Annotated in this window: 19 protein-coding genes and 1 pseudogene; 8 read left to right on the top strand and 12 right to left on the bottom strand. The window is 62.7% G+C overall.

All coding sequences use genetic code 11. The features are described 5' to 3' along the window. Window positions 1–37 precede the first annotated feature (37 nt). From GV035_RS09410 to GV035_RS09395, 4 genes are read left to right on the top strand one after another with little or no spacing between them, the layout of a single operon-like run. Window positions 38–1,057, top strand: coding sequence for an ABC transporter substrate-binding protein (locus GV035_RS09410; RefSeq protein WP_159834666.1), 1,020 nt, complete (start codon window positions 38–40; stop codon window positions 1,055–1,057). Between the two features lie 10 nt (window positions 1,058–1,067). Further along, window positions 1,068–2,612 (top strand): sugar ABC transporter ATP-binding protein, encoded by a 1,545-nt coding sequence (locus GV035_RS09405; protein ID WP_159834665.1) that lies wholly within the window; start codon window positions 1,068–1,070, stop codon window positions 2,610–2,612. Beyond that, window positions 2,609–3,616 carry an ABC transporter permease gene (locus GV035_RS09400; protein WP_159834664.1) on the top strand — a complete coding sequence of 336 codons (1,008 nt, stop codon included), beginning with the start codon at window positions 2,609–2,611 and terminating at the stop codon, window positions 3,614–3,616. The genes GV035_RS09405 and GV035_RS09400 overlap by 4 nt, the downstream gene beginning before the upstream one ends. Window positions 3,617–3,618: 2 nt before the next feature. Then, on the top strand, window positions 3,619–4,575 hold the full coding sequence (locus tag GV035_RS09395; RefSeq protein WP_159834663.1) for an ABC transporter permease: 957 nt from the start codon (window positions 3,619–3,621) through the stop codon (window positions 4,573–4,575). Window positions 4,576–4,768: 193 nt separating this feature from the next. On the opposite strand, the gene GV035_RS09390 is transcribed toward GV035_RS09395, so the two are convergent. From GV035_RS09390 to GV035_RS09375, 4 genes are all read right to left on the bottom strand, one after another. Then, window positions 4,769–7,063, bottom strand: coding sequence for a multicopper oxidase family protein (locus tag GV035_RS09390; protein ID WP_159834662.1), 2,295 nt, complete (start codon window positions 7,061–7,063; stop codon window positions 4,769–4,771). 376 nt (window positions 7,064–7,439) lie between these two features. Next, the gene (locus GV035_RS09385; protein WP_159834661.1) at window positions 7,440–9,215 is read right to left on the bottom strand and encodes a glycoside hydrolase family 15 protein; all 1,776 of its coding nucleotides are present in this window, start codon (window positions 9,213–9,215) and stop codon (window positions 7,440–7,442) included. Further along, a complete protein-coding gene (locus GV035_RS09380; protein WP_159834660.1) occupies window positions 9,212–10,213 on the bottom strand; it encodes an SDR family oxidoreductase in 1,002 nt (333 codons plus the stop codon). The genes GV035_RS09385 and GV035_RS09380 overlap by 4 nt, the downstream gene beginning before the upstream one ends. Window positions 10,214–10,471: 258 nt before the next feature. Continuing rightward, window positions 10,472–10,888 (bottom strand): MarR family winged helix-turn-helix transcriptional regulator, encoded by a 417-nt coding sequence (locus GV035_RS09375; protein WP_159834659.1) that lies wholly within the window; start codon window positions 10,886–10,888, stop codon window positions 10,472–10,474. 296 nt (window positions 10,889–11,184) lie between these two features. Here GV035_RS09375 and coxB point away from each other — a divergent pair, with 296 nt between their 5' ends. From coxB to GV035_RS09355, 4 genes are read left to right on the top strand one after another with little or no spacing between them, the layout of a single operon-like run. Continuing rightward, on the top strand, window positions 11,185–12,240 hold the full coding sequence (coxB, locus tag GV035_RS09370; protein ID WP_236572502.1) for a cytochrome c oxidase subunit II: 1,056 nt from the start codon (window positions 11,185–11,187) through the stop codon (window positions 12,238–12,240). 11 nt (window positions 12,241–12,251) lie between these two features. Further along, window positions 12,252–14,852 carry a cytochrome c oxidase subunit I gene (gene ctaD, locus GV035_RS09365; protein WP_159834657.1) on the top strand — a complete coding sequence of 867 codons (2,601 nt, stop codon included), beginning with the start codon at window positions 12,252–12,254 and terminating at the stop codon, window positions 14,850–14,852. Then, a complete protein-coding gene (locus GV035_RS09360; protein WP_159834656.1) occupies window positions 14,852–15,322 on the top strand; it encodes a hypothetical protein in 471 nt (156 codons plus the stop codon). Before ctaD ends, GV035_RS09360 begins: the two co-directional genes overlap by 1 nt. Before the next feature lie 43 nt (window positions 15,323–15,365). Further along, window positions 15,366–16,658, top strand: coding sequence for a c-type cytochrome (locus GV035_RS09355; RefSeq protein WP_442859549.1), 1,293 nt, complete (start codon window positions 15,366–15,368; stop codon window positions 16,656–16,658). A gap of 75 nt (window positions 16,659–16,733) precedes the next feature. On the opposite strand, the gene GV035_RS09350 is transcribed toward GV035_RS09355, so the two are convergent. The 8 genes and pseudogenes from GV035_RS09350 to GV035_RS09315 form a co-directional block, all read right to left on the bottom strand. Then, a complete protein-coding gene (locus GV035_RS09350) occupies window positions 16,734–19,013 on the bottom strand; it encodes an FdhF/YdeP family oxidoreductase (protein ID WP_159834654.1) in 2,280 nt (759 codons plus the stop codon). A gap of 101 nt (window positions 19,014–19,114) precedes the next feature. After that, window positions 19,115–19,609, bottom strand: a complete 495-nt coding sequence (locus GV035_RS09345) for a DUF421 domain-containing protein (RefSeq protein ID WP_159834653.1) — start codon at window positions 19,607–19,609, stop codon at window positions 19,115–19,117. A gap of 39 nt (window positions 19,610–19,648) precedes the next feature. Continuing rightward, window positions 19,649–21,042 (bottom strand): annotated as a pseudogene (locus tag GV035_RS09340) (GMC family oxidoreductase); the annotation flags it as partial. Between the two features lie 291 nt (window positions 21,043–21,333). Then, window positions 21,334–23,178 (bottom strand): glycoside hydrolase family 15 protein, encoded by a 1,845-nt coding sequence (locus GV035_RS09335; protein ID WP_159834652.1) that lies wholly within the window; start codon window positions 23,176–23,178, stop codon window positions 21,334–21,336. A gap of 98 nt (window positions 23,179–23,276) precedes the next feature. Then, window positions 23,277–23,504, bottom strand: a complete 228-nt coding sequence (locus tag GV035_RS09330; RefSeq protein WP_159834651.1) for a hypothetical protein — start codon at window positions 23,502–23,504, stop codon at window positions 23,277–23,279. A 184-nt stretch (window positions 23,505–23,688) separates the two neighbouring features. After that, window positions 23,689–24,006, bottom strand: coding sequence for a four-helix bundle copper-binding protein (locus GV035_RS09325; protein ID WP_159834650.1), 318 nt, complete (start codon window positions 24,004–24,006; stop codon window positions 23,689–23,691). A 27-nt stretch (window positions 24,007–24,033) separates the two neighbouring features. Then, window positions 24,034–24,234: a hypothetical protein gene (locus GV035_RS09320; protein WP_159834649.1), complete on the bottom strand. Its 201-nt coding sequence runs from the start codon at window positions 24,232–24,234 to the stop codon at window positions 24,034–24,036. 92 nt (window positions 24,235–24,326) lie between these two features. Then, a complete protein-coding gene (locus tag GV035_RS09315) occupies window positions 24,327–25,535 on the bottom strand; it encodes a hypothetical protein (RefSeq protein ID WP_236572501.1) in 1,209 nt (402 codons plus the stop codon). Window positions 25,536–25,785 lie beyond the last annotated feature (250 nt).

The raw sequence follows: 25,785 nt of genomic DNA, 5'->3' as shown, positions 1-25,785 counted from the left end.
CGGCGCCTTCGCTTAGGAACAATCAGGAGACGACCACATGAGAACGCGCACCTTGCTCGCCGCGCTGGCGGCTGGTTTCGCTTGCGCATCGGCGTTCGCCGCCGCGCCGACCATCGGGCTGTCCAACGGCTACTTCGGCACCGAATGGCGCAATCAGATGATCGACGGAGCGAATCAGCAGTTCGAGACCTATAAGTCCAAGGGCATGGCCGACAAGCTCGTCGTCCAGCAATCCGGCGCGAACACCGGCCAGCAGATTCAGGACATGCGCAATATGATCCGCCAGAAAGTCGGCGCGATCATGGTCGATGCCAATTCCGCGACCGCGCTCAACGGCGTCATCAACGAGGCCGAGCGCAGCAAGATTCCGGTCGTCTCGTTCGATCAGGCGGTATCGAACCGCTATGCGACCAACGTCACGGTGGACCATTACAAGTGGGGCCAGCGTTACGCCGAATGGATCGCGGAGCAATTGCACGGCACGGGCAACGTCGTGGTGCTGGACGGTATTCCCGGCCATCCGGCGGCGGAAGCGCGCAAGAAGGCCGCGCTCGATACGTTCGCGAAGTATCCGGGCATCAAGGTCGTGTGGTCTGGCTACGGCGAATGGGACGAAGCGAAGGCGCAGTCCGTGATGGCGACGGTGATCGCCGCGCAACCGAAGATCGACGCCGTGTTCACCGAAGACGCGATGGCGCTCGGCGTGCTGCGCGCCTTCGAGAACGCGAACCGCCGCGTGCCGATCATGACCGGCGAGGCGCAGAAGGGCTTTCTCACCGAATGGAAGAAGCAGCGCGACGCGGGCAATCCGATGAAGGTCTTCGTGCAGGTGAATCCGCCCGACATCAGCCGCACGGCGCTCGGCATTGCAGTGCGTCTCGCGCAGGGACGCAAGCTTAAAGCCCTGCCGGAGAACACGTACTACTTCCCGATCACGAAGACGGTGACGAGCGACACGCTGGACGCCACGCTCGCGTCGATGAACGGCAAGCCGGACAGCTACTTCCTCGGGCAATGGCTCTCCGAAGCCGAGCTCGACGCGCTGTTCGTGCAGTGACGGCGGCCTCATGTCCGTATTGATCGCGAAGGGACTCACGAAACGCTATGGCGGCGTGCTGGCGCTCGACGACGCGAGCCTCACGCTCGACGCCGGAGAAGTGCTGGGGCTGCTCGGCGCGAACGGCTCCGGCAAATCCACGTTGTCGAGCATTCTCGCGGGCGACAGGATGCCGGACCACGGTTCGATCGAACTGGACGGCGTGCCGCTCGCCGCCGGCTCGCCGAAAGCGGCGCGCGCGGCGGGCATTGCGATCGCGCATCAGCATCCGGGTCTCGCGCCCGACTTGCCGGTCTGGGAGAACGTGTTCCTCGGCGCGGAGTTGTGCCGTGCCGCACGCTTTCTGAACCCGTCGCGCACGCGCGAGCGCGCGCGTCAATTGCTCGAAGGCTTGCGGACGGGATGGAACGTCGATGCCCCGGCGGGCAGCTTGACCGCAGCGGATCAGCAACTGGTCGAAATCGCGCGGGCGCTCGCGCTCGCGCCGCGCGTTCTCATCTTGGACGAGCCGACCGCCGCGCTCGCCGCAGCGGAAGTCGACAGCCTGATGCGCGCCGTTCGCGGCCTGACGGCGCGCGGCACGGCGGTCGTCTTCATCTCGCATCGCATGGCGGAGATCGAGTCGCTGTGCGATCGCTTGATGGTGCTGTGCAATGGGCGCGCGGTCGGCGAGTTGCCGGTGCGCGGCCAGCTCGACGAGCCGCGCGTGCTCGAACTCATGGGCGGCGTGGCGGGCGGCGCGGCCGCCGCGCATCTGCACGACGGCGCGCAGGAGCGGGCGCAGCAGGACCGCGTCGCGCGCAACGGCGAATCCATCGCGATGACCGTGCGCGGCCTGCGAGCCGGTGCGCGGCTCTGCGGCGTCGATCTCGAATTGAAGCGCGGCGAGATTCTCGGTATCGCGGGATTGCAGGGCCACGGTCAGGAGGAGTTGCTCGATGCGCTCGCGGGTTTTCGCGTGCCGGATGCCGGCACGGTGACGCTCGCGGGACCGGGCGGCGCGAGAACCGTCATGCCGCGCTCGCCGCGCCAGATGATCGCGGCGGGCGTGTGCCTCGTGCCGAACGACCGGCATCGTCAGGGTTTGTGGCTCGATCATTCGGTCGAATTCAATCTCGCGCAAGTCGGCGTGAACTTCGCGCCAAGCCCGTGGCGGCTGCATCGCGCGCCGATCCGCCGCTTCGTCGACGATGTCGTCAAGCGCCTGCGCATCAAGACATCCGACGCGCGGCAGCCCGTGCGCGATCTCTCGGGTGGCAATCAGCAGAAGGTCGTCATCGGCCGCTGGCTGAACCGTCAGGTCGATGTGCTGCTTCTGAGCGATCCGACCAAGGGCGTCGATGTCATCGCCCGCAAGGATATCTACGAGGCGATCGGCGCGCTCGCCGCGGCAGGGACCGCCGTGCTGGTTTACGCTTCGGACACCGAAGAATTGCTTGCGGTGTGCGACCGGCTCGTCGTCATGTACGAAGGCCGGATCGTCGCGCAACTGGAAGGGAACGAAATGAACGAATCGCGCGTGACAAGCGCCCTCTTTGGCCGGAGCGCGGCATGAAAGCGCACTTGAGCGAAGGGCTTCCAAGCACCAAGGCCGTGCCGGTCAAACGCATCGGCACGGGACTGAAGGCGACGCTTGCGCGCGCCGCGAGCGCCTTGCCCGCGCTGATCATGCTGATTGCCGTGGTCGTGTGCAACGCGTGGCTGCAACCTGACTTTCTGACGCTCGATTCGATCGCGAGCAACATGCAGAACGCGGCGCCGGTGATTCTCGTCTGCATGGCGCAAGCGGTGGTCGTGCTGATGGGCGAGCTGGACTTGTCGGTGGGCGCGGGCATCTCGCTCGTCAATTGCGTGCTCGCCGCCGTGCCGGGTCTCATGGGCTGGGGCACGGGCGCGACGTGTCTCGCGGCGTTGGCCGCCGCGCTCGCCGCTGGCGCGTGCAACGGCTTTCTCGTTGGCTACGCGAAGCAGAGCGCGCTCATCGCGACGTTCGCGACGGGCGCGGTGTGGTTCGGCTGCGCGCTGCTTCTGATGCCGCAGCCGGGCGGCACGGTGCCCGATGCGCTCGGCGAATGGTTTGCGGCGCGCGTCGGCATGGTGCCGGTCGCGGCGCTGCCCGTGCTGGCCGCTGTCGTGATCTGGGCCGTGTTGCAGCGGCACCGCTTCGGGCGGCGGCTGATCGCAACCGGCAGCAATGCCGACGCGATGTTCAAGGTCGGCGTCGATGTCCGGCTCGTGAAGCTGCTCGGCTATATGCTCGCGTGGCTCTTCGTGTTCGCGGCGGCGGTGTGCCTGTCCGCGCAGACCGCATCCGGCGATGCGCGCCTCGGCTTGCCATACACGCTGAACTCGGTGGCCGCCGTGGTGATCGGCGGCATCTCGCTCGCGGGCGGGCGCGGCTCCATGCTCGGCGCCGTGTGCGGCGCGCTCGTGCTCGCGCTGATCGGCAACGTGGTCTACTTCGCCGGCATCCCGAGCAACTATCAGGAAGTGTTCAAGGGCGCGGTGATCGTGATCGCGCTCGGCTTTACGTTCGTCGGCGCGAAGAGGAGGGCTTGACCATGAATACGCAATCGCGCCGTGTGTTTCTGCTGGTGCTCGCGATCATCGTGCTGGTCGGCGGGCAGTTCGCGGTGCCGGGCTTCGCCAGTCCGGGACAGATCGCCAATCAGTTGAAGATCGCGACCTTTCTCGGTCTTTTCGGCATCGCGCAATCGCTCGTGATGATCGCGGGCGAACAGGGGCTCGATCTCTCCGTCGGCGCGGCGGCGACGCTCGGCGGCATTCTCGGCGCGGCGCTGCTCGGGCCCGCGTCGCCGGGTCTGGCTGTGGCGTTCATCGTGGCAGCGGCGAGCGGCGCGCTGGTGGGCGCCGTGAACGGCGTCGGCATCACGCTGCTGCGCATTCCGCCGCTCGTCATGACGCTCGCGATGGCGAGTCTCGTGGATGGCGGGTTGATCGTGTGGTCGTCGGTGATGCACGTCAACACGGCGGCGAGCCCGGCGCTCGCGGCGCTCGCCGGAAGGACGCTCGCGGGCGTGCCGACCGTCGCGCTCATCTGGCTCGCGGCCGGGGCGATCGTGTGGCGCTTTCTCGATCATTCCGCATGGGGTCGCCGGCTGCTCGCCACCGGCGCGAATCCGACGGCGGCGGCCATCGCGGGCACGCGCGTGCGCGCGGTACGCATCGCGGTCTATACGGCGAGCGGCATCATCGCGGCGCTCACGGGCGTGCTGCTGGTCGGCTATGTCGGTCAGGCGTTTCTCGGGCTCGGCACGACGTACGTGCTGCCGAGCGTGGTCGTTGCTGTGATAGGCGGCGTGTCGCTCGCGGGTGGACGCGGCGATTACATTGCCGTCGCGATGGCCGCGCTGTTGTTGACGGCGCTCACCAGTCTGCTGACGGCGTTGCAGATCGGTGAAGCAGGGCGTCAGTGCATCTTCGGCGCGACGCTGCTGGTTTTTCTCGCGCTCAACGGATGGTCGTTCAAGGGCCCGGTGCGACGGGCGCAGGCTTGAAGATGCCGAGTCGCCGTTGAGGTCGTTGTCAGGCTCTTGGCCGCTATCTGTCGAAAGGGCCGGCGCTTTTGGGTCTCAGATACCATCTGCGTGCGCTGACGTTCATCGCGAGAACAGACACGCTCCGCCATGCGCGGCCATCGGACTCAATAAGTGTGCGTCCCGGCGCGCAATGGCGGAGGTTCTCTCACCCTCACTGGCCGCGCGAATAATCCTTCGCAGAACAGAGCGATGCCGCAAGCGCGAGCTTAGTTTCGTCTTCGCCGCGCAGGCGGGCGAGCCATCGGCTCGTGCTCGCCTTCATCGCGGTGACAGGCGAAGTGAGGCGCTGCAACCAGGCGGTCGTCGGCGACACCACGGCCACGTTCTCCATCATGCCGCGGTCTTCGTGATCGAGGATATGGCAGTGCATCACGAACTCGCCGGTGAAGTCCTCGTATGCCGTTCGCATCTGCAACGTGTAGCCCGCCTTGATGAAGAGCGTGTCGCGTATCACGCCTTGCAGGTTGCAGTACTCGCTGTCGCCGGTCGCCAGTTCCTCTGGCGTGCAGTTGCCGGAACCATCGAAGATCGAGTTGTTCGCCGCGTTCTTGATGTCGATGATCTTGAACGGATTCGTGTGGATATGGAACACGTGCGTGGCGAACGTCGACGCGCCGACATTCCACTGATCCACCGTGCCCAACGTGCCGGTCACGCGTATGACGGACGGATCATACGACGAACCTTCGATCATGAAGTTTAGCGGCAGGTTCGGCCCCGTCGGGAACGTGATCTGGAATTGTTGATTGACCGTCTGCTTGATCGGACCGTCCACAGGCACGGTCGGCGCGAAGGCACGCAGCGACAGCGACTGAAGATCGGTCTTCGCCGGTTGAGCCAGCGTGGGATTCGCGGCCACGAGCTGATCGCGAACATACTGCCAGTACTTCGAATGGCTGCCCACGGTCGTGTTGGGGATGTTCACGCCCGGGCCCACGCGCGCAAACGACAGCAGCCGGCGGTCCTTCACCTTGCTTGCGCCTTGACGGAAGTTGATGGTGGCCGACGCCGATGCCGCTTCGTCGAGGATGCAATACAAGCCGGGCGACGGAAACGCCACCAGCACGTCGCTTCGATAACCGGGGTTCATCGAGTTGACGTCCTTTTCCACCATCGTTTGCATCGTGATGCCGTCTTCGGCGAACTCCAGTTGCTTGACGGTTTCGCCGCTGCACAGGGAGTCGAGCGTGACGGTTTGTGAAGTCTTCGTTTTGTCGTTCGCCAACGCGGACGCCGCGGCGTTCGTCGCCGTGTTCACTTGTGCGGTGCTCAACGACTGTGAATCCGCGAGGCCGAGCGCCGACAGATTCGCCCGCACGATCTTCACGTTGATGGTGTCGCGGTTGCCGCCATGCACCATGCGCAGACGCCGGATGTCGCCGGCGGCCACGAAGCCGGCCGCGCTCGGGAAGATCGGCTGCACCACGCCGTTGATCTGCGTATAGCGGCCCGAGATGACCCACGACGAGTTCACCGCGCCAGCGGGCGCGCCTGTGCGCGTGTCGGTCACGAAGCCGAGCTGATAGTTATAACCGCGTATCTCGCCCACCTTGCCCGAAGGGCAAATCCACTCGCCCGTGGTCGGATCAAGAAGCGGAACGGTGGACGTGGCATCGCTGAAACACGCGTATTCGATCTGCTGGAAGAGCATCACATGCTCGGTCAGCGGCAATCCGAGCAGCTTGCGTCGGAGAATCGTATCGATGTCCGCGCTGCCGTTGGCGACGCCCGCGCGTGCCGGGCGCGAGCCGCGCACGATCAGCACGCCCGCCATGCCGCTCGCCACGTCGATGGCGGTCGATCCGTGCAAGTGTGAGTGATACCAGAACGTGCCGGACGGATGGTTCGACGGTATGGTGTAGACGTACTGATGCGTGCTCGCACTCGTCGATTTGCCGCCGCTCGGCGGCACGGTAATCAGCACGTTGTCGGCATTGCCCGACGGCGATACGTGCAATCCGTGCGTATGAATGTTCGTGTTGTTGAAGCAATGCGGTGTGACGTGATCGGGCTGGCTCGGGCAGGTGCCGTCGTCCGGATTCAGCGGAAGATTATTCGTGAAGTTCAGCTTGAGCGTGGCGCCCGGCTTGATGCTGATGGTCGGTCCTGACGGACAGCCGTTGTACGAACGCATGTTGACCGTATCGAACACGTTCGTCGACGGGTTAAAGATTTTATAAGAACCCATCTTCGCCGTGAGCGAAACGGTCGCCGAATTGCCTGACGGATTCAGTCCCGAGGCGCATTGCAACCGTTGCAAAATAGAGACCAGACTGCCCGCCGTGGATACGGCCGAATTGCCGGCGGTGGCGTCGGCGGTATCGTCAACATCGGTAAAGGAGCGCGCGTTCAGAGTGCTCTGTGCAGAACATAGCGCAGGAACGAACACGAGCGTGAGAAGCACCGTACGCAGCGCATGGCCGCATCCTTTCAATGACCTTTTCATGTTTGTTCCTTTGTCCGCGGACGGCGTCGGGTCGCCGCAAGGAGACATTAGGTCATTGAAAAAACCGTCGTATCCCTAATCGTTTTCCGTTTGTGCGATACCCCACAAAGGATAGTGGGCCGAATCGGTAAGTTTGGGGCAGCTTCGATTCGGTGGTCGAAAGACGGGATGACTAAGCAAGTTGGCGCTGCGCCTGTGCGTATTCATCGAAGGATTGCGCCTGAGCCGCAACTGGTTGAATCTGCGCATCGAATGCCTGGCGTGTCAATGCGCGGTTACCCTTTGGGGCGGCAGTGAGGTGGCGCGTCTTGCGCACCCGCGAAATGGGCGCTATGGAGTATTACTGCGGACTACGTATTAACGCTGCGAGAGGCGCTTAACCGCCTCCCCGCTGTATCGTCGGCCCGCACAACCCGAGCGCGGTATTGATGACCGCGAGATGCGTGAGCGCCTGCGGAAAATTGCCGGCAAGCTCGCGGCGCTGCGCATTGTATTGCTCGGAAAGCAGTCCGAGGTCATTCGCCACGGCAAGAACGCGCTCGAACTGCTGTCGCGCCTCGTCCGTGCGTCCCTGCAATTGAAGGCAATCGGCCATCCAGCACGAGCACGCCAGAAAGGTGCCTTCGTTCGGGCCTTCGGGCCGAACCTTGCGGCGTCTGATGAGCCCGTTCTCGCTCAAATCCCGGCGAATCCTTTCGATTGTCGATGCCATCCGCGGTTCGTCGGCGGGCAGAAAGCCCACGAGCGGCATCAGAAGCAGGCTGGCGTCGAGTTCGTCGGCGCCATAGTACTGAGTGAAGCTGCCGAGGCCCTCGTTCCATCCTTCACGACAGATTTCGTCGCGAACCGTCTGCCGAAGAGCGATGAGCCGTTGCATGAGGGACGAGCGAGCAGCGTCACCGGATCGGCTGTTCACGAAACGGTCGAGCGCCACCCACACCATCACGCGTGAGTACGTATAGTGGCGCGGCGTATTGCGTGACTCCCAGATACCCGAGCCCGGCGTGTTCCACACGTGTTCCAGATGCTCGACGATGCCTGTCTCGACGAAGTCCTCGCTGCTCGCAGGCGCGAGCCCGCCGCGCCGGCCGACGTCCAGACAGTCGATGATTTCGCCGAGCACATCCACCTGATGCTGTTCCGCCGCCGCGTTCCCGACGCGAACAGGCAGCGCATAGCGGTGGCCGGGCAGCCAGTCCACCGTCCATTCGGACAGATGACGCCCGCCATCGACGCGATACATGATCCGAATATGCTCAGGCGACGCGCCAATTGAACGCAAGAGCCAGTCGCGCCATGCGCTTGCTTCGCCGTTGAACCCGGCATTGAGAAGCGCGACCATCGCGAAGCTCGTATCGCGCAGCCAGCCATAACGGTAATCCCAGTTCATTCGGCCATCCGGCGCTTCCGGGAGCGACGTCGTGGGCGCGGCGACGATCGCGCCCGTGCGCCCGTGCGTGAGAGCCTTCAGCGTCAGCAGCGAACGCCTGACTGCTTCGGGCCAGTCGGTTCTGCTGTTGTCGAATCGGCTGATCCACTCGCGCCAGTCGTGCTGCGTCTTGCGCAGCGCGGCTTGCGCGTCGACGGGCGGTGGCGGCGCATCGTGGGACGCGCCATAGCTCATCACGAAGGTGACGGATTCGCCGGCATGCACCGCGAACGACGTTTCCGCTGTTCCGTTCGTCATGCTCAAAGCAATATCCGATCGGAGTACGACGCGGTCCGGTCCGATGCAAGCCTGAATCGCACCGTCGATCTGTTCGCTCCAGGGGCAGAGGGCGCCATAGTTGAAGCGTAGTCGCAAGACCATGTTCATCTGCACGACGCCCCGCAGCCCGATGACCATGCGTACCACCGAACTCGACGCTTCGCCCACAGGCATGAAGTCGATCAGGCGAACCGCGCCGCCGGGCAGCTCGAAGTCTGTCTCTATGACGAGCGTGTCGTCCTGATACCGCCGTGTCTGTCGCTCGACGGACCCTGCGGGCGCGAGCGACCAGCATCCGTTCTGGGGCGTGCCGAGCAAAGCGGCAAAGCACGCGTCAGAGTCGAAGCGCGGCCAGCACAGCCAGTCGATCGAACCATCGCGGCTCAGGAGCGCGGCGGTCTGTCCGTCACCCAGCAGCGCATAGTCTTCTATGAGCCGGCTCACCGCTCGCCGCTCCGTCGTTTCGTTAGTATACCGAACAGACCGATGGTGCCGATGCCCGCCAGTCCCCAGAGAAGCGCGCGGTGGCGGTCAGTGAACATCTCCATGCTGCGTGGCCGAGCCTCGTCGTCGAAACGACCGTGAGCCCCGTAGTCGCCGGGAACGGGATCGAACAGATTGCTGGGCGCGTCTTTCGGCAGCGGCTCGTCGGTGAGCTGGCCGCTATAGCCGGAGTGCGCCAGATAACGGTCGATGAGCGCCGGCGCGATCCGATTCGCGAGAATCGCCTTGACGCTGGAAAAGCCGACCCAGACCTCGCGACGACGGTGCGTCGCGGCGAAGTAGATGGCGCGCGCAGCGACCTCGGGCTCGAAAATCGGCGCGACGGGCCGCGCGCGCTTGCCCATCTTGTTGAGCGCCCAATCGAATTGCGGCGTGTTCACAGCGGGCAGCGCGACCACCGTCAGATGGACTTTCAGCCGGTCGTGAATGATTTCGGATCGAAGCGAATCGGTGAAGCCGCGAATCGCGAACTTCGCGCCGCAATACACCGATTGCAGCGGCACCGAACGATAGGCGAGCGCCGAGCCGACATTCACGATGGTGCCGCGGTTGCGCGTACGCATGCGCGCGAGCGCGGACATCATGCCGTGGACTTGTCCGAGATAAGTGACCTTCGTGCCGCGCTCGATCTCGTCTGCCGTGAGTTTGGAAACCGGAGAGAACGCGGTCGCCATCGCGACGTTCACCCAGACATCGATCGGTCCCAGTGTCTCTTCCACACGCGATGCAGCATGGTCGACCGCCTGTGCATCGGCGACATCGGTAGGAATGGCCAGCGCGCGCACGCCGTAGGCCGCGCGGACTTGCAACGCCGCCCGCTCCAGCCGTTCAGCGTCGCGTGACAGGAGAGCCACGTCGTAGCCCTGCTGCGCGAATTCGTCGACGGTGGCGCGACCGACGCCGGCACCGGCGCCTGTGATGACGACTACCTTGGGCATTCGGTGCCTCCTCGTCGACGCATAGGGCGATTTCAGGAATAACGCTTGGAAGTGCGACAGTCAAACGGCTCGGAGCAGCACGCGTGCCCAATATGTCGGCGGCGGGAAAAGAATGTCACGCCGTGCTGGTTCAATGAGCGCGGATCGCATGGTGCGTCGATGGCGTCTTTCTTGTCGTCGCAAGCGATGTGGATGAACCCGGCCTCCCGTGCTCGCGTGTCGAGCTTCGCTCAGGTTCACATCGACCGCATGAACGAATCAAACGCTGCTGGCGAGCCAGCCGAACGTTTGCATTTCGGTGAGATGCATCGCGGCGAGCTTCAGCAAGCATCGCTCGCCTTTGGGCGTGAGATGCACTTCGACTTGACGCCGATCGCTCTCTCCGGGTTTGCGCATGACGAACCCTGCGCGTTCGCATCGGCTGACCAGCGCGGCGGTGCCGTTGGGTGCCGCCTGAAGGCGTTCGGCCAACTCACCGACACTGGCCCACGTGCGTCCCGGCATGCCGCGCACATGTAACAGGAGTTGATACTGAAGAGGCGTGATGCCGGCCGCGTGCGTGATTTCCTCGGAATAGCGAAGGAACTTCCGGAGTTGATAGCGGAAATTCGAAAGCGATTCGAGGTCCGTTTTGCTCGGCAGGCCCTTGCCACCGCGGTTATTCGCTTGCTTCATTCTGCGCACGCGTCCTGCTGGTCAGTTGATGGGTAAATGAATAGCGTTTCGGCTGAAAGTGCCATTCATGGTAGCAGATGTGCATGCCACATTCGCCGCCTCACGCTACGCGCTGCGGCACTAAAGAACATTTTGCAATGGGCGTGAAAAAAGCACAATGTGCTACAACTCGGCGCGCGATCCCAACGCTGGGGCAGTCAGCGAGGCCGGCACGGAATACGCCTTGCTAGAACCAAGCCCCGAGACAGAATCCTCTTTTGAGAATGCCGAGGCATCAAGGAGAAGATGTGATCTGTGTGCGTCGGTTTTTCGTATCCCTTTTCCGGACCGGGCTGGCGCTCGCGGTCTCGCTTCGTCAGATCGCAGCGTATGCGAACGAGACCGCGCCCGACCCCGCCGATTCGCTCACGAGCGGGCCGACGCCGCTCGCCTATTTCCTCCACAGCAAAGGGCCTGCGGCCCATCCCGTGCTGCAGCTCGACTGGGTGCTGACGGCCATTTGCTGTCTCGTCTGCATCATCATCGCGGTGATGTTGTTGATCGCCATGTTTCGCCGCCGCAAACGCGAAGACCACCGGGCGCTCGGCAAAGGAGGCGGCCTGAGCTTCATCTATGTGGGCACGACCATTTCCACCGTGGCGTTGTTCGGCATTGCGGTGTACATGCTGACGGTACTCGCCGAAGTCGCCGATCCGCCTAGGGCACCCGCGCTCACGGTGACAGTCACCGCCTACGACTGGTGGTGGAAAGTGGATTACGGTCAGGGCGCAAGCGCCTTCACGACCGCCAACGAACTGCATATGCCGGTGGGCGTGCCGGTACTGGTGCTGCTCAAGAGCGCGGACGTGATTCACGCGTTCTGGGTGCCGCAATTGTCGGGCAAGACGCAGACGATACCCGGCAACACGAACCGTCAGTGGATACAGGCAGACAGGCCCGGCATCTTTCGCGGTCAATGCACGCAATACTGCGGCGTGCAACATGCTCACATGGCATTCGAAGTCTATGCGCAGTCGCAAGCAGATTACGACCGATGGTACGCCGCGCAACAACGTAATGCGCCCGCGCCCGCCACCGTGCAGGCGATCCACGGCAGGAAGCTGTTCGAAGAACGCTGCGCGGGTTGCCATGCGGTTCGCGGCAGCAAGTCGGCGGGGGTGCAGGCACCCGATCTCACGCATGTTCTGTCGCGCCGGCTGCTGGCGGCAGGCACCGTCGTGAATACGCCGGAGAATCTAATGGACTGGATTCAGCATGCGCAGGAAATCAAGCCCGGCACGCTCATGCCCGACATGAAGCTTTCGCCCGTCGAATCAGGCGATCTGTCGGCATACCTCGCTACTCTCAGGTAAGGACAAAGACGATGGCCGTGACAGGGGATCGAAGCGCCGTGCAATCCCACCGGGTCGCGTTCAAACGCGAGCCGGAGTTTGGCAGCGTCCCGAAGGGTTCGGAAGCAGAGAAGCGGCTGCTCGATGTATGGGAAGGCGAAGGCGGATGGCGCGGCTTCATCACGACAGTCGATCACAAGAAGATCGGCTTGCGCTATATCGTGACCGCGTTCGTGTTTCTGCTGCTGGGCGGCACGGAGGCGCTCATCATGCGCCTGCAACTCGCGCGGCCGAATGAGTCGCTCGTCACGCCGGGGCAGTTCGCCGAGCTATTCACCATGCACGGCGTGACGATGATCTTTCTCTACGCGCTCCCCGTGCTAAGCGGCTTCGCCAATTTCCTCTGGCCGCTCATGCTGGGGTCGCGCGACATGGCGTTCCCGCGTCTGAACGCGCTTTCGTACTGGGTCTTTCTCTTCGCCGGCATCTTTCTATATTGCAGCTTTCCGATCGGCGAGGCGCCGAATGCGGGCTGGTTCAACTACGTCCCGCTTTCGTCGCTCGAATACAGTCGCGGCATCAATATAGACGTCTACTCGCTCGGCATGGTCCTGCTCGGCATTTCGACGACCGTCGGCGCGGTCAACTTCGTCGTGACGCTCTTTCGCATGCGCGCGGTCGGCATGTCGGTGGACCGGTTGCCGATCATCGTGTGGGGCACGCTGACCATTTCGTTCGCGAACCTGTTCGCGGTGCCGTCCGTGAGCCTCGCGTTCTTCCTGCTATGGATGGACCGCAACGTCGGCACGCATTTCTTCGATGTCGCAAGCGACGGCCGGCCGCTCCTATGGCAACACCTGTTCTGGATGTTCGCGCACCCGTGGGTGTACGTCGTCGTGCTGCCCGCAATGGGCATCGTCTCCGATGCGTTACCGACGTTCTGCCGGCGTCCGCTCGTCGGCTACGCCGCCGTGGCCATGTCGACGGTCGCGACGATGATCATCGGTTTCGAAGTGTGGATTCATCACATGTTCGCGACCGGCATTCCGCCGCTTGCATTGGCGTTCTTCGGCGCAGCGAGCGTGCTGATCACGATCCCGAGCGCGGTCGCCGTTTTCGCGTGGATCGCGACAATATGGACGGGGCGGCCTGTGTTCTCGACGCCTTTCCTCTATTTCGCGAGCTTCGTGTTGATGTTCGTGATCGGCGGCGTGTCGGGCGTCATGACCGCAGCCGTGCCGCTCGACTGGCAACTCACAGATACCTACTTCGTCGTTGCGCACCTTCATTACGTGCTGCTCGGCATCAACGTCTTCCCTGTATTCGGCGGCATCACCTATTGGTTTCCCAAGTTCACCGGGCGCATGATGAGTGAGCGATGGGGAAAGATCGCGTTCTGGATCATTCTCGTCGGCTTCAACCTCGGCTTCTTCCCGATGCACATATCCGGGCTGCTCGGCATGCCCCGGCGCATCTATACCTATCCTGAAGGCATGGGATGGGATACATCCAATCTCATCACCACGATCGGCTCGTTCATCTTCGCCATCGGCGTCGGGATCTTCGCGGTGAACGCGCTCGTGTCGGCGAAGCGAGGGAAGAAAGCGCCGCAGAATCCCTGGGACGCGCCGGGCCTCGAATGGTCGACCGATTCGCCGCCGGCTGCATACAACTTCGCGGTGTTGCCGATTGTCGAGTCACGGCATCCGATGTGGGAAGACCGCTTGCAGCCTAAAGGGCGGCAGTCGAGCCTCGAGTCGGGTTATCTGCTGCATCAGGGACGCGAGGCGCTCGGCGTGCATCCGTTCAACGGCAAGCCCGACGCGATTCTGAAGATGCCAGAGGATGCATGGTCACCGTTCCTGCTCGGCCTCTTTGCCGCGCTCTCCTTTGCGGGAATGCTGCTGCATTCACCTTGGTTCGCGGGCCTCGCTGTCGCGGGTTGCGGGGCGACACTGATCGCGTGGATGTGGCCGCGCCGCTCGCTCGCGCAACGCGAGCCGCCGACGCCGGAGGAAACCATTCCGGCTAAAGCCGCGAAAAAGAAGGATGTGCTGCCGGTCGGAAGCACCGGCGAGCATTCGGGCGGATGGTGGGGCGTGCTCGCGCTCGTCGCTACAGAAGCGAGCCTTTTCGGCTACCTCATTTTTTGCTACTTCTACTCGCAGTCGCAGACGACGCTGCCGTGGCCGCCTGAGGGCATGCCGAAGATCGGTACCGGCGCAATGGCTACGGGCGTGCTCATCCTGAGCAGCGTGCTGGCGTGGATGTCGGAGAGAACGCTCAAGAAGGGCAGGCGCTGGCCGGCATTCGCGTGGATGCTCGGCGCCATCGCACTCGGCTGCACGTTTTCCGGCATGCAGTTGAAGGAATGGCACGACCATCCTTACGGCATCACGGCTCATCTATATGGCTCCCTCTACTTCACGATCACCGGCTTTCACATGGCGCACGTGATGGTCGGCATCGGCATTCTAGTGTTGCTCGCCGTGTGGATCGCGCTCGGCTATTTCGACGAAGAACGCAATGCGCCGATGCATATCGGCGGCCTGTACTGGCACTTCGTCGACGTGGTGTGGATCTTCATTTTCACGACGCTCTACGTGACGCCTTTCTGGATGCGGGGCCACTGATGCAAACGTCTGCGCTGCCCGAGCAGCCTCTCACGAAAGAAGAAAAGCGACGTCTCGTGCTCTGCGCCTGTGCGGGCTTTTTTCTCTCGCCGGGCGCATGGCTGCTACAGGTGATGATCTCCGAGACGATCTCTGCACAAGCTTGCTACGCCGAGTCGATTCGCCGGGCCAAGCCGGTCTTCACGCACTTTCATGCGTGGCTTTACGGCACGTCGGTCGCGGCGGTGATGGTGTCGGTTGTCTGCGCGGGACTGGCAGTCTACGGCTTTCGCTTCTTGCAGAAAAAGGAGAAACAAGTCAAAGAGGCGAGCGAGTCGTCGTCAGAAAAGCCTTCGCGCCTTCAAGAGCAGTTGAGCCGCAAGCGGTTCATTGCGCTTTGCAGTGCATTGATCGGCTGCCTCTTCGTCCTTGCGCTAGTGTTTACCATCCTGGCTGAAGTGTTCCTCGATTCCTGCAATCAATGGCATTGAAATGAACGCGACGAGTCTGAAAAACCATATCGCCGCTGCACTGATGCCAGTCGTGCTCGCCACCCTGGGCGCATGCAGTGGCCGGGCAAACGACAATCTTCCCGATAACGTCACGGCGCAGTCGCCGACGACGACCGAACCGCAATTGATCGCTCGCGGCGAATACCTCGCGAAGGCAGGCGATTGCAGCGCGTGTCACGACGCCGCCGACCACACGCCGCTCGGCGGAGGCATGCCGGTCAACTCACCGTTTGGTCCCATCTACGCAAGCAACATCACGCCGGACACCACGTTCGGTATCGGCCGCTACACGCTGAAAGAGTTTTCGGACGTGCTTCGCTACGGCAAGCGCCGCGACGGCAAGCGGCTTTATCCGGCCATGCCGTATCCGTCGCTCGCCAATATGACGGATGACGACGTCACTGCGCTCTACGCGTATCTGATGCATGGCGTGAAGCCGAGCGCCAAGCGCGCGCCGGAAACGCATCTGCCCTTTCCATTCAATCAGCGTTGGGGGATGTTGTTCTGGAGCTTCGCATTCGGTAATCGCGATGAATACCAGCCCGATCCGAAGCGCAGCGCAGAATGGAATCGCGGCGCCTATCTCGTGCAAGGGCTGGGGCATTGCGGCGCGTGTCACACGCCGCGCGGCCCGGCGTATAACGAGCTCGGATACAGCGAGAAGTCGCCGTGGTATCTCACGGGTGGCGCGAACGATCATTGGCTCGCGCCGAATCTCACTGGCGATCCGGGAAGCGGACTCGCGCGCTGGACCGCGCAGGATATCGTCGATTTTCTGCATACGGGTCACGGCGCCGGTGCGATTGCGTTTGGAGCCATGGCGCCGGTCATCGGGGACAGCACGCAGTACATGACCGATGCCGATCTCAAAGCAATCGCCGTTTATCTCAAGTCATTACCGCCGCAGCAAACCTACGGCAGCTTTGCGAACACGGAGCACGCCAAGGTACAGACGGCGCGCAGCATTCAGACCGGCGAGGTCGAGCGCCCCGGCGCGGGCGTTTATCTGTCGTTCTGCGCGCGCTGCCATCAGGCCGACGGAAAGGGCCAGCCAGGCAAGGTGGCCGCGCTTGCCGGAAACCCGCTCGTGCTCGCAGAAGATCCGACTTCCGTGATGCGGATCGTGATCGAAGGCAGCAAGAGCCCGACGACCGCGACGGGCCCGGCGCCGCAGAAAATGCCGGGCTTCCATGGTCAACTGACGACCGCGCAAATGGCTCAGGTCGTGAGCTTCATTCGTGGCACGTGGGGGAATCATGCGGCGCCGGTTTCGGACCGCGAGGTCGAACGCCTTCGCTCAGAGATCCATCAGTAAGGTCACGGCCCCTGTGCGCCGTGACGCACATGGGCCGCGAGCATGTCGCTTCGACGAGCGACGAGCAACCAGCGATCAGACGATACGCACCGGAATCGACTTGGCGCCCGGCACCTTGCTCTCTTCGGCGTAATGCCATAGCGGAAGCAACACATTGCACTCCGGGTAATAGCCGCCGATGCAGCCCTCCGGGATCTCATAAGCCTTGATGGTCAGCCCTGACAGACGACGGTCGATGCCATCGTCCGCAACGGTTTGCAACGTGATCTCCTGGCCTTCCTTGAGCTGATGTTTCTTGATGTCCGCTTCGCTCATGAGAATGACCATGCGGGAACCCTTCACGCCTCTGAACCGGTCATCGAGGTTATAGATGGTCGTGTTGAACTGGCTGTCGCTGCGCAAGGTCATGAGGCGCAGTGCGTCCGGCGTCTTCTCCGGCATGTCCGGGTCTTCGCCGAGCGAGTTCGGCGTCATGAATTCGGCTTTACCGGACTTCGTTTTCCACACGCGTTCGCAAGCGGGCAGCGGCCGATGAAAACCGCCGGGCTGCCACATGCGTTCGTTAAAGTCATGGAACGTCTCGGGATACGTCGTTGCGATCTCGTTTCTGACGAGCGAATAGTCATTGCTCCACGCGTCCCAGTCGACCGTTGAACGTGAGCCCAGCGTCGCCTTGGCGATGCCCGCGACGATGAACTGCTCCGCCCGCGCTTTCTCGCTTGCTGGTTCAGTGACACCCTTCGAGCCGTGCATGCAGCCCGTGCTGTCTTCCATCGAGACCGCCTGATCGCCCAGCGGCGTGCGATGAAATTCGATGCGGCTCAGACACGGCAACACGTACGACACTTCGCCATGCACGAGGTGACTGCGATTAAGCTTCGTCGCCACGTTGATGGCCAGGCGCAGGCTGGCCCACGCCGGCTCCGTCTGTAACCGATCCGGCACCGAACGCACGAGGTTTCCGCCAAGATTGAAGACCGCCTTCACCTTGCCCTTGACCATGGCCTCGAACGCTTCGACGGTATTCATCCCTTTCTTTCGCGGCGGCTCGAATGAAAACTGCTTCGCGAGTTGATCGAGGGGCGCGAGTTCCGGCTTCTCCGTGATGCCGACCGTGCGCTGACCTTGTACGTTGGAGTGACCGCGTATCGGCGACGGCCCCGCGCCCGGCTTGCCCACATTGCCGCGCAAGAAAAGCAGGTTGCACAGCATGCGTACGTTCTGCACGCCGAGCCGGTGTTGCGTGAGTCCCATGCCGTAGTGCGCCATCACGGCCTTGGCCTTCATGTATTCGTCGGCTGCTTCGAGAAGCGCCGAACGCGGCAGACCGCTGACACGTTCGATTTCACTCCATTCGGTCTTGCGCGCACAGGCCGCGAAATCTTCGAAGCCGGTCGTGTGCTCCGCGATGAACGCCACATCGATCATGCGCTCGGTGCCTTCGGCCTGTGCGCGGTCGTCGGCCTCGATCACTGCCTTGCATATGCCGAGCATTGCGGCGGTGTCCCCGCCGGTCTTCACCTGATGATATTGCGTGCTGATCTGCGTTTCCTTGGGCGTCAGCATCTCCACCGGCGACTGAGGATTCGCAAACGACACGAGGCCCGGCTCGCGAAGCGGATTGAACGTGATGATGGGCACGCCGCGTTTGCGCGCGTCCTGCAACTGGTGAAGCATGCGCGGACTATTCGTGCCGACGTTCTGCCCGAAGAAGAACATGAGGTCCGTCTTCTCGAAGTCCTCGAGCGTGATGGTGCCGACGCCGACACCGATCGCTTCCTTCAGACCGACGCTCGAACTCTCGTGACACATGTTCGAGCTGTCGGGCAGGTTGTTGCAGCCGTACATGCGCGCGAAAAGCTGGTACATGTAAGCGGTCTCGAGCGATGCGCGCCCTGACGCGTAGAAGACGACGGTCTCCGGATCCAGCGCATTCAGCTCTTTGGCGATGTCGTCGAACGCCTGCTGCCAGCTGACTTCGACGTACTTGTCCGTGGCTGCGTCGTAGCGCATCGGCGCGGTCAGCCGTCCTGCTTCTTCGAGATCGTGATCGTGCCAGTTGAGCAACTGCTTAACCGTGTGAAGCTCGAAGAACTCGGGCGTCATGCGCTTGGCGGTCGTATCCCACGCTGTCGCCTTCGCGCCGCTTTCGCAGAATTCGAACGTGTGGGGATCGGCGGGTTTGGCCCACGAACAGCTCACGCACATGAAGCCGTCCGGCTTGTTCTGCTTGAGCAGGATCGCGCTGTCTTTTAGCGGCACCTTTTCCTGCATGAGGATAGTGGCGACCGACTTCAACGATCCCCAACCGCCCGAAGCGAAAGGATACGTTGGGTTCTTGGTTTCTTTGCTCATCAGCGCGCTCCCGGGGGCTAATATCACGTCGTGACACAAGCAAGCGTCGTTCCGGATCAGAAGCTGCGAACGACGCCTGCATTCGTCGTCAATCATCGAGTTCAGGACTCGCGATTTCGTCTGGAGACGCTTATTTTTCCGCTTGGTTCGAGCGTCATCTTCTGCACATTCCTCACATGGTCGATGCCGTTCTGACTCAGCGCCTCGTTGATGTCATTCTCGGACACGCCATACCGCAAGAGGGTCTTCGTGCACGGCTCGCCTTCGGAGAACAGGGTAATGGGACTGCCTTCCGAAATGAATGCCCACAGCCGGTAGCGCGAAGCCAGATGCGCGAGCACCCAATGCGCGGCGATCATGAAACCCGTTGCGACGAGCGTGCCCACGAGCGGCGCGCTGCCCGTGATGACGCGGCTCAGGTTCGAGCCGACGATGATCGACACCACGATGTCGAGCGCCGCCCATCGCCCGAAGATTCTGCGCCCGGCGACCCTCACGAGAAACAAGCCCCAACAGAAAACGATCGCCGCCCGGGCGCATTCTTGCAGCGTCGTGACGTGGCCTTGGGTGCCGAAAATGTCCTTTAGCAAGTTCATGAATGACTCGGCTCTTGAGAGCGGCCATGCGTTTTTTATCTACAGTTCCCCGCGCGCCGCGAGCGCCTCGATTCGGTCGGCGGTCCGCATTGCGATCGCCTGTATCGTCAATGACGGATTGACGCCGCCCACCGTCGGAAAGACGGAGCCGTCGCAAATCCATAGATTGTCGATGTCCCAGCTTCGGCAATCCGCATTGACGACGCTCGTCGCGGGATCGTCGCCCATGCGCGCGGTGCCGTTCAGGTGGCACGTGTCGTCGGTTTCGCGCCAGACATCGCGCGCACCGGCCGCTTCGAGCGCGAGGCTCATGAAGTCGAGCGAATGCGCGACGAGGCGCTTGTCGTTGTCGCATAGCGAGTAGGTCACGCGCGCCACCGGCAGGCCATACTGATCTTTCTCGTCGGCGAGCGTCACGCGATTGCGTTCCTGCGGCAGCGTCTCGCCGACTATCTTCAAGCCCGCCTGATGGTTGTACTTCTGCATCTCGTCGAGCAACTGTTGACCCCACAAGCCGCGTCCGTTCTGCACCGACGCCCACGCCACGGGCAGCGGTCCCTGACTCATGTAGCAATAGCCGCCGAAGAAGTCCTTGCCCTTGTCTTCATAGTTCCAATGCTCGGTCAGCGAAAGCGAAGGCGGCCCCTTGTACCAGCGCACTTCTTCTTCCATCGTTCCCCAGACGGCCTGATTCGTCTGCACCATCAGATTCTTGCCGACGAGGCCCGAGCTGTTCGCGAGGCCATCGGGATAGCGGTCCGTCGCGGACATCAGAAGAAGCCGGGGCGTTTCGATCGCATAGCCCGCGACCACGACGTTGCGTGCGCGCTGGAATTGCCATTGCCCTTCGCGCAGATATTCGACGCCGGTGGCACGGCCATCGTCGCCCATGACGATGCGTCCGACCATCGCAAGGTCGCGAATCTCCGCGCCTGCGCGCACGGCGCGCGGTATCCACGTGACGAGCGCGCTTTGCTTCGCGTTGGTCGCGCACCCCGATACGCAAAATCCGCGATATACGCAGGGATGCGCCTCGCCGCGCGGCGCCGAGACCGTTGCGAGCGGCGTCGCCGACCAGTCGATGCCGAGCGCCTCGCAGCCGCGCGCAAGCACGAGCGCGGCGGCGTTCAGTTCGTGCGGCCGATATGGATAGCGTGGCCGCTTCGGTCCCCACGGATAGTTCACGGGCCCGGCGATCTTCAGCGCCTCTTCGACTTCGCCGTAATAACGCCACATCTCGCGCCAGTCGAGCGGCCAGTCCGCGCCGTAGCCGAGCAGCGAGCGCGATCTGAACCACTCCGGCCTGAAGCGCAGCGAGACCATCGCGAAGTGAACGGTGCTGCCGCCCACCGCCTTGCCGCTGTTGTTGTTGCCGAGCTTGAGCGGGTTCTCGCCGTCGCAGATGCGGTCGTCGGTCCAGAAGAGCTTGCCCTNGGGTACCGTCAGACCCAAGCGCTCAGCGGCGCGTCCGGGCTTCAAACCCGTCTCGACAAGCGCTTCGATAACCTTCAGTCTGTCCCATTCGCGCATGGTCAAGCTCACAGGTGGGTTCGGTGACATGGCTGAGCTCCCGCTGGATGACCAACTGCCAGCTTGCCACCGGTTGAAACCCGACATCTGTAAATAGCCAGAACACGACATTAGGATATAGCCGCTACATATATAAAATGCGCTAATTTGCGTTATGTCAACTCACGCAACGATCACGGCCGCAGCCGCTTCCCTCAAGTCCAGGCGACATGCGTCCGGTCCAAATCCCGATCGAGCTGATACGCCGCGCTGATCAACGCCAGATGCGTTAACGCCTGAGGAAAATTCCCGAGCGCCGCGCCGTTGGTCGCCACTTCCTCGGAAAACAGTCCGACGTGATTTGCATAGGCGAGCATCTTCTCGAATACGAGCCGCCCTTCATCCACGCGGCCGGCGCGCGCCAGCGCCTCCGCATACCAGAATGAGCACGCGCTGAAGCCGCCTTCCATGCCAGGCAGACCATCCAGCGTCGTGCCGCGCGTATAGCGAAACACCAGCGGATCGACGCGCAAATCGCGGCCGATCGCATCCAGCGTGCCGATCCAGCGCGGATCCTTCGGACCGATGAAGCGCACGAGCGGCATCATCAGCGCGGACGCATCGAGCGTCGCGGAGCCCGGCGTCTGCACGAACGACTGAAGCTCCTCGTTGAAGAAATGCTCGTGTATGTCGCGATGAATGTCGTCGCGCGTCTGAAACCATGTCGCAAGCGGCGCGGGAAGCGAGCGTTTCTGCGCAAGACGCAGCGCGCGATCCACCGTCACCCAGCACATCAGGCGCGAATGCAGCAGCGGCCGCTTGCCGTTACGAAACTCCCATATGCCGTGATCGGCGTCGCGCCAGTGCTCGACGACATAATCGACCGTGCGTGTCACATGGCGCCAGCCTTGATACGAGATCGCCGCGCCGTATTTGTTGTAGAGATAGACCGAATCGAGCAGCGCGCCATAAACATCCAACTGCGTTTGTCCACGTGCGCCGTTGCCCACGAACAACCTGCCCGGCGCGGATTCGCCCAGCGTTTCGAGCTCCGTTTCTGCCGGCGCGGGCTCGCCGTCGACGGCATACATGACGGCGAGCGAGCCGTCGGAACTGCAATCGCGATTGCGTTCGGCGATCCATCGCATGAATCGCTCGGCTTCGCCCGTGTAGCCAAGACGCAAGAGCGCATAGACGGAGAACGCGGCGTCGCGTATCCATGTGAAGCGATAGTCCCAGCGACGCGACCCGTCCTGCGCCTCGGGCAGTCCGAAAGTCGGCGCGGCGACGATCGCGCCATGTTCGTCCGAACTGAGCAGCTTCAGCGTCAGCGCCGAACGCAGCACGACTTCGCGATAACGTCCGCGATAGGTCGAGCGTGACGACCACTCTTTCCAGAATGCGATGGTCTCGTGCAGCATGCCGTCGAACTTCTCTTTGGTGTCGAGCTTTGGCAACTCGTCAGCCGCACCCAACGCGAAGCAGGCTGAATCGCCCTCTTTCATGTCGAGCGTCGCGCATGCGGCCTCGTGTTCGATCGAAAGCGGCACGCTCGCGCGCAGTTCCAACGGCGTGCCGTTGTCCACTCGCGTGAACTGCACGCCCTTCTCCACCGCGTGCGTGGTGTGGCGGACACGCGCATAGTCGAAGCGCGGATCGCATCGGACATCGAGCGTCATGCGGCCATACACGATGCGCACAATACGCATCACGCAATTGGGCACGGCATCGACGCGCGCCTCGGACGATGGCACCGGCATCAAATCGAGCAACTCGCAGACGCCCTCGCCCGTCATGAAGCGCGTGAGGAGCACGTTGGTCTCGGGCAGATACATCTGCTTGACGTTGGCGTTGAGATCGCGCGGCGTGATGGCGAATGAACCGCCGCGCTCGTCGTCGAGCAGCGCCGCGAACAGCGTCGGCGAATCGATGCGAGGAAAGCACATGAAATCGATCGTGCCGCGCAAGGACACGAGCGCGGACGTCTTCATGTTGCCAATGAGGCCGCGTGCATCGACGGGCAGTACGGCGGATGGAAGCTGCTGTGATGGATGGCCCATCGGGTCGTGCTCCGGCTTGAGTTGCAAGCCTTAGAGCAAGGCATATTCCCGTGATCTCTCGCGTCCAGGACAAACGCTCGACGCGACGATGCCTGAGTTCAGCGAGCGGCGGTGGTGGCGTCGGGGCCGGACGCGAGTGGCATCGGTGCTGCTGTGAACGCTGCGTCGCTCGCGGCGATGTCATGTGTCGCGACGGCGTCGTGCGCCGGCGTGGCGATGCTAGCGTGATGCGACGACCTGCCGAAGCTGGCGATATACAGCGTCACCGCGACGGCCACGCCCACGAGCACCGCGACCACGGCCACTCCCGATGACTTGCGCTTCATGACGCCCCCCGGTCTGTTCGTTTGCACGGTAGCAGCGGAGAGCGGCGCGTACCGTGTGACGGCGCGCATTCGAACGCGCGAAAATTTGTTCGTCGCGTCAAGCGGATAGCGCGCGCGTCCCTGGCTTGTCCACAGGGTTGGGCACAGAAACTGTGGATATGTTCTTCGCCGGCTGCCGTGTTCTTCACAGCGCCCGACACGCCTCCGCGGCCTTCCGGCACGCATCGCTGCACGCCTGACAATGACTGGCGGTATGACGGCTGCATTCGTCGGCGCAGGCATCGCAGATTCGGGCGCATAGATCGCAGAAATCGCGCATGAACTGGGTGTCGCGCGCAAGCGATTCCGACGTGAACCGGCACAACGCCGCGCAGTCGAGATCGAGACGGATGCACTTCTCCATGTCCGGCAGATGACCTTCCGCGATGCACGCGGATGCGCAGTTATCGCAGGCCGCCGCGCATCGGTCGAGCGCGGCAATGCAATCGATGTAGTCGCTCATTCGGCAGTTCCTTGTGGGATCGGTCGGTTACTCGCGCGTCGATTCCGGCGGCACGGGATTGTTGTCCTGCGCGGTAGGCAGCGCGTTCTCGCTGCCGGGATGCTGCTGCTTTTCCCGAGTGTCGAGTTCCTTCTGCCGCGTGTCGCTCGTGGACAGGCTGCCCACCGGTTCGTCCATATCGTCGGCTGTTGCGCGAGAGCCGGGGTTATCGCCCGAGACTTGAGTCATGCTGCCTCCCTTGACGTGATCTTCGTTCATGGAGATTGCAGCAAGCGACGGTCCCGCGTCGCGCTGTAGCTGACATCGGCAGAAGAAGGCGCCTATCGTTCGATCGACTCGTATCCGCCAACAGGCACCGTGTCCATCGACATGAACAGCATGCGCAGTTCGGTGCTGAGGCCGTGAAAATGACACATGAACGTATCCGGGTTCGCGTAGTACCACGGCGTGTTGAGCTCGTTGAAGCTCACCAGTTCCGCCGAATCCTGCTCGGGGCACAGGCCATGCGAAATCATCTGCTCCATGAAGTAGAACTGGTCGCCTTGACTGGAGAACGTGTACTTGATGTCCTCTGTTTCCAGCACGCGCGCAAGCACGCTTTGCAGCACGTTGGCGTTCGCCTCCGTGTTGCGAAAGCCCATCACTCCGGAATTGAAACGCCACCCGCAGATGTCCGCGGTCAGCACGCGATCACGGCCTTTGGTGAATTTTTCAAGGTTGATCGAAGGATTCATGACGAGGATATCGGCATCGACCCAGAACACCCATTCGTGATGCGGCAGATACTTGCTCAGCAAGAAGGGCTTCGACCAGTTGCCGCACGCTTCCCGCTGAAAGTCAGCCGGCACCGCGCGATGTTGATACAGCGTATAACCGTGGCGCTCGCAGAACGCGCGCAGGCTCGCTTCGCCGAAGCGCGCATAGCCCGCGATATTCGGCGTGTACAACATGACGACCGCGATCGGCCTGCCCGGCTGATACACGGTCAGCGGCTCGTCGGTATCGCATTGGGGCGGCGGCGGAACGTCGAAGAAGGCGCTGTGTCCCGCCGCATGACACGCGTTCACATGACGCGCGAACACCGCGCGCCAGCGCGGACCGTACTTGCTATAGAGGCGCGGCGTGAACACCAGCGACACCGCGACGACCGGCGCGCCGCGCACATCCGGATGTTGCCCCGACCACATCGATGCAATCGGTATCACGCCGTTGAGCATGTCCCAGTCGGTGACGGTCGGGAACGCTTCGAGCAGTTCCTCTTCAGTGACGAACTTGCCGTACTCGTAAAAGGCTCGGCATCGCGCGGCCATGCCGCGTGCGATGCCCCGGTTATCCTCGGTATTTCGGATAACGAACATTTCGGTATTGATGCCGAAGAAACCTTTTGTGACGAGGCTGTCTCGCCCTTCCATGATCCGGCCGAAATCCTCAAAGCGAATGAAGAGCGCGTTCTCGGTCGCGAAGATCACGATTTCGCCCTCGGCGGCCTGCGCGAGCCGGTCGCTGATCATCTGATACTTGAATAGCACACCGAGTTCGAGCGAGTCGGCGCTGCTCGATCGCGACTCGTCGCAATGAACCGCTTGCGTTCGGCGACAAAACTCGGCGTGGTTGTCGCGTGACGATGTCGCGCGGCGGTCGGAGAAGCAGCTAACCAGTGTGACCATGTTGTGGCGGCAAGTGAATGGCGTGGACGCACGAAGCGCGGCGCTCGGGCCGCGCGCGAGGGGCCATAGCATATCCGCTGCGGTCAACGAACTTGCAAATTATTGCGTCAAC

The organism is Burkholderia sp. 8Y (genome assembly GCF_902506145.1).
In the GTDB taxonomy this organism is placed as follows: Bacteria; Pseudomonadota; Gammaproteobacteria; order Burkholderiales; family Burkholderiaceae; genus Caballeronia.
Note: the sequence above shows the minus strand (reverse complement) of the source record. Positions and strands in the feature narration are given on the sequence as shown.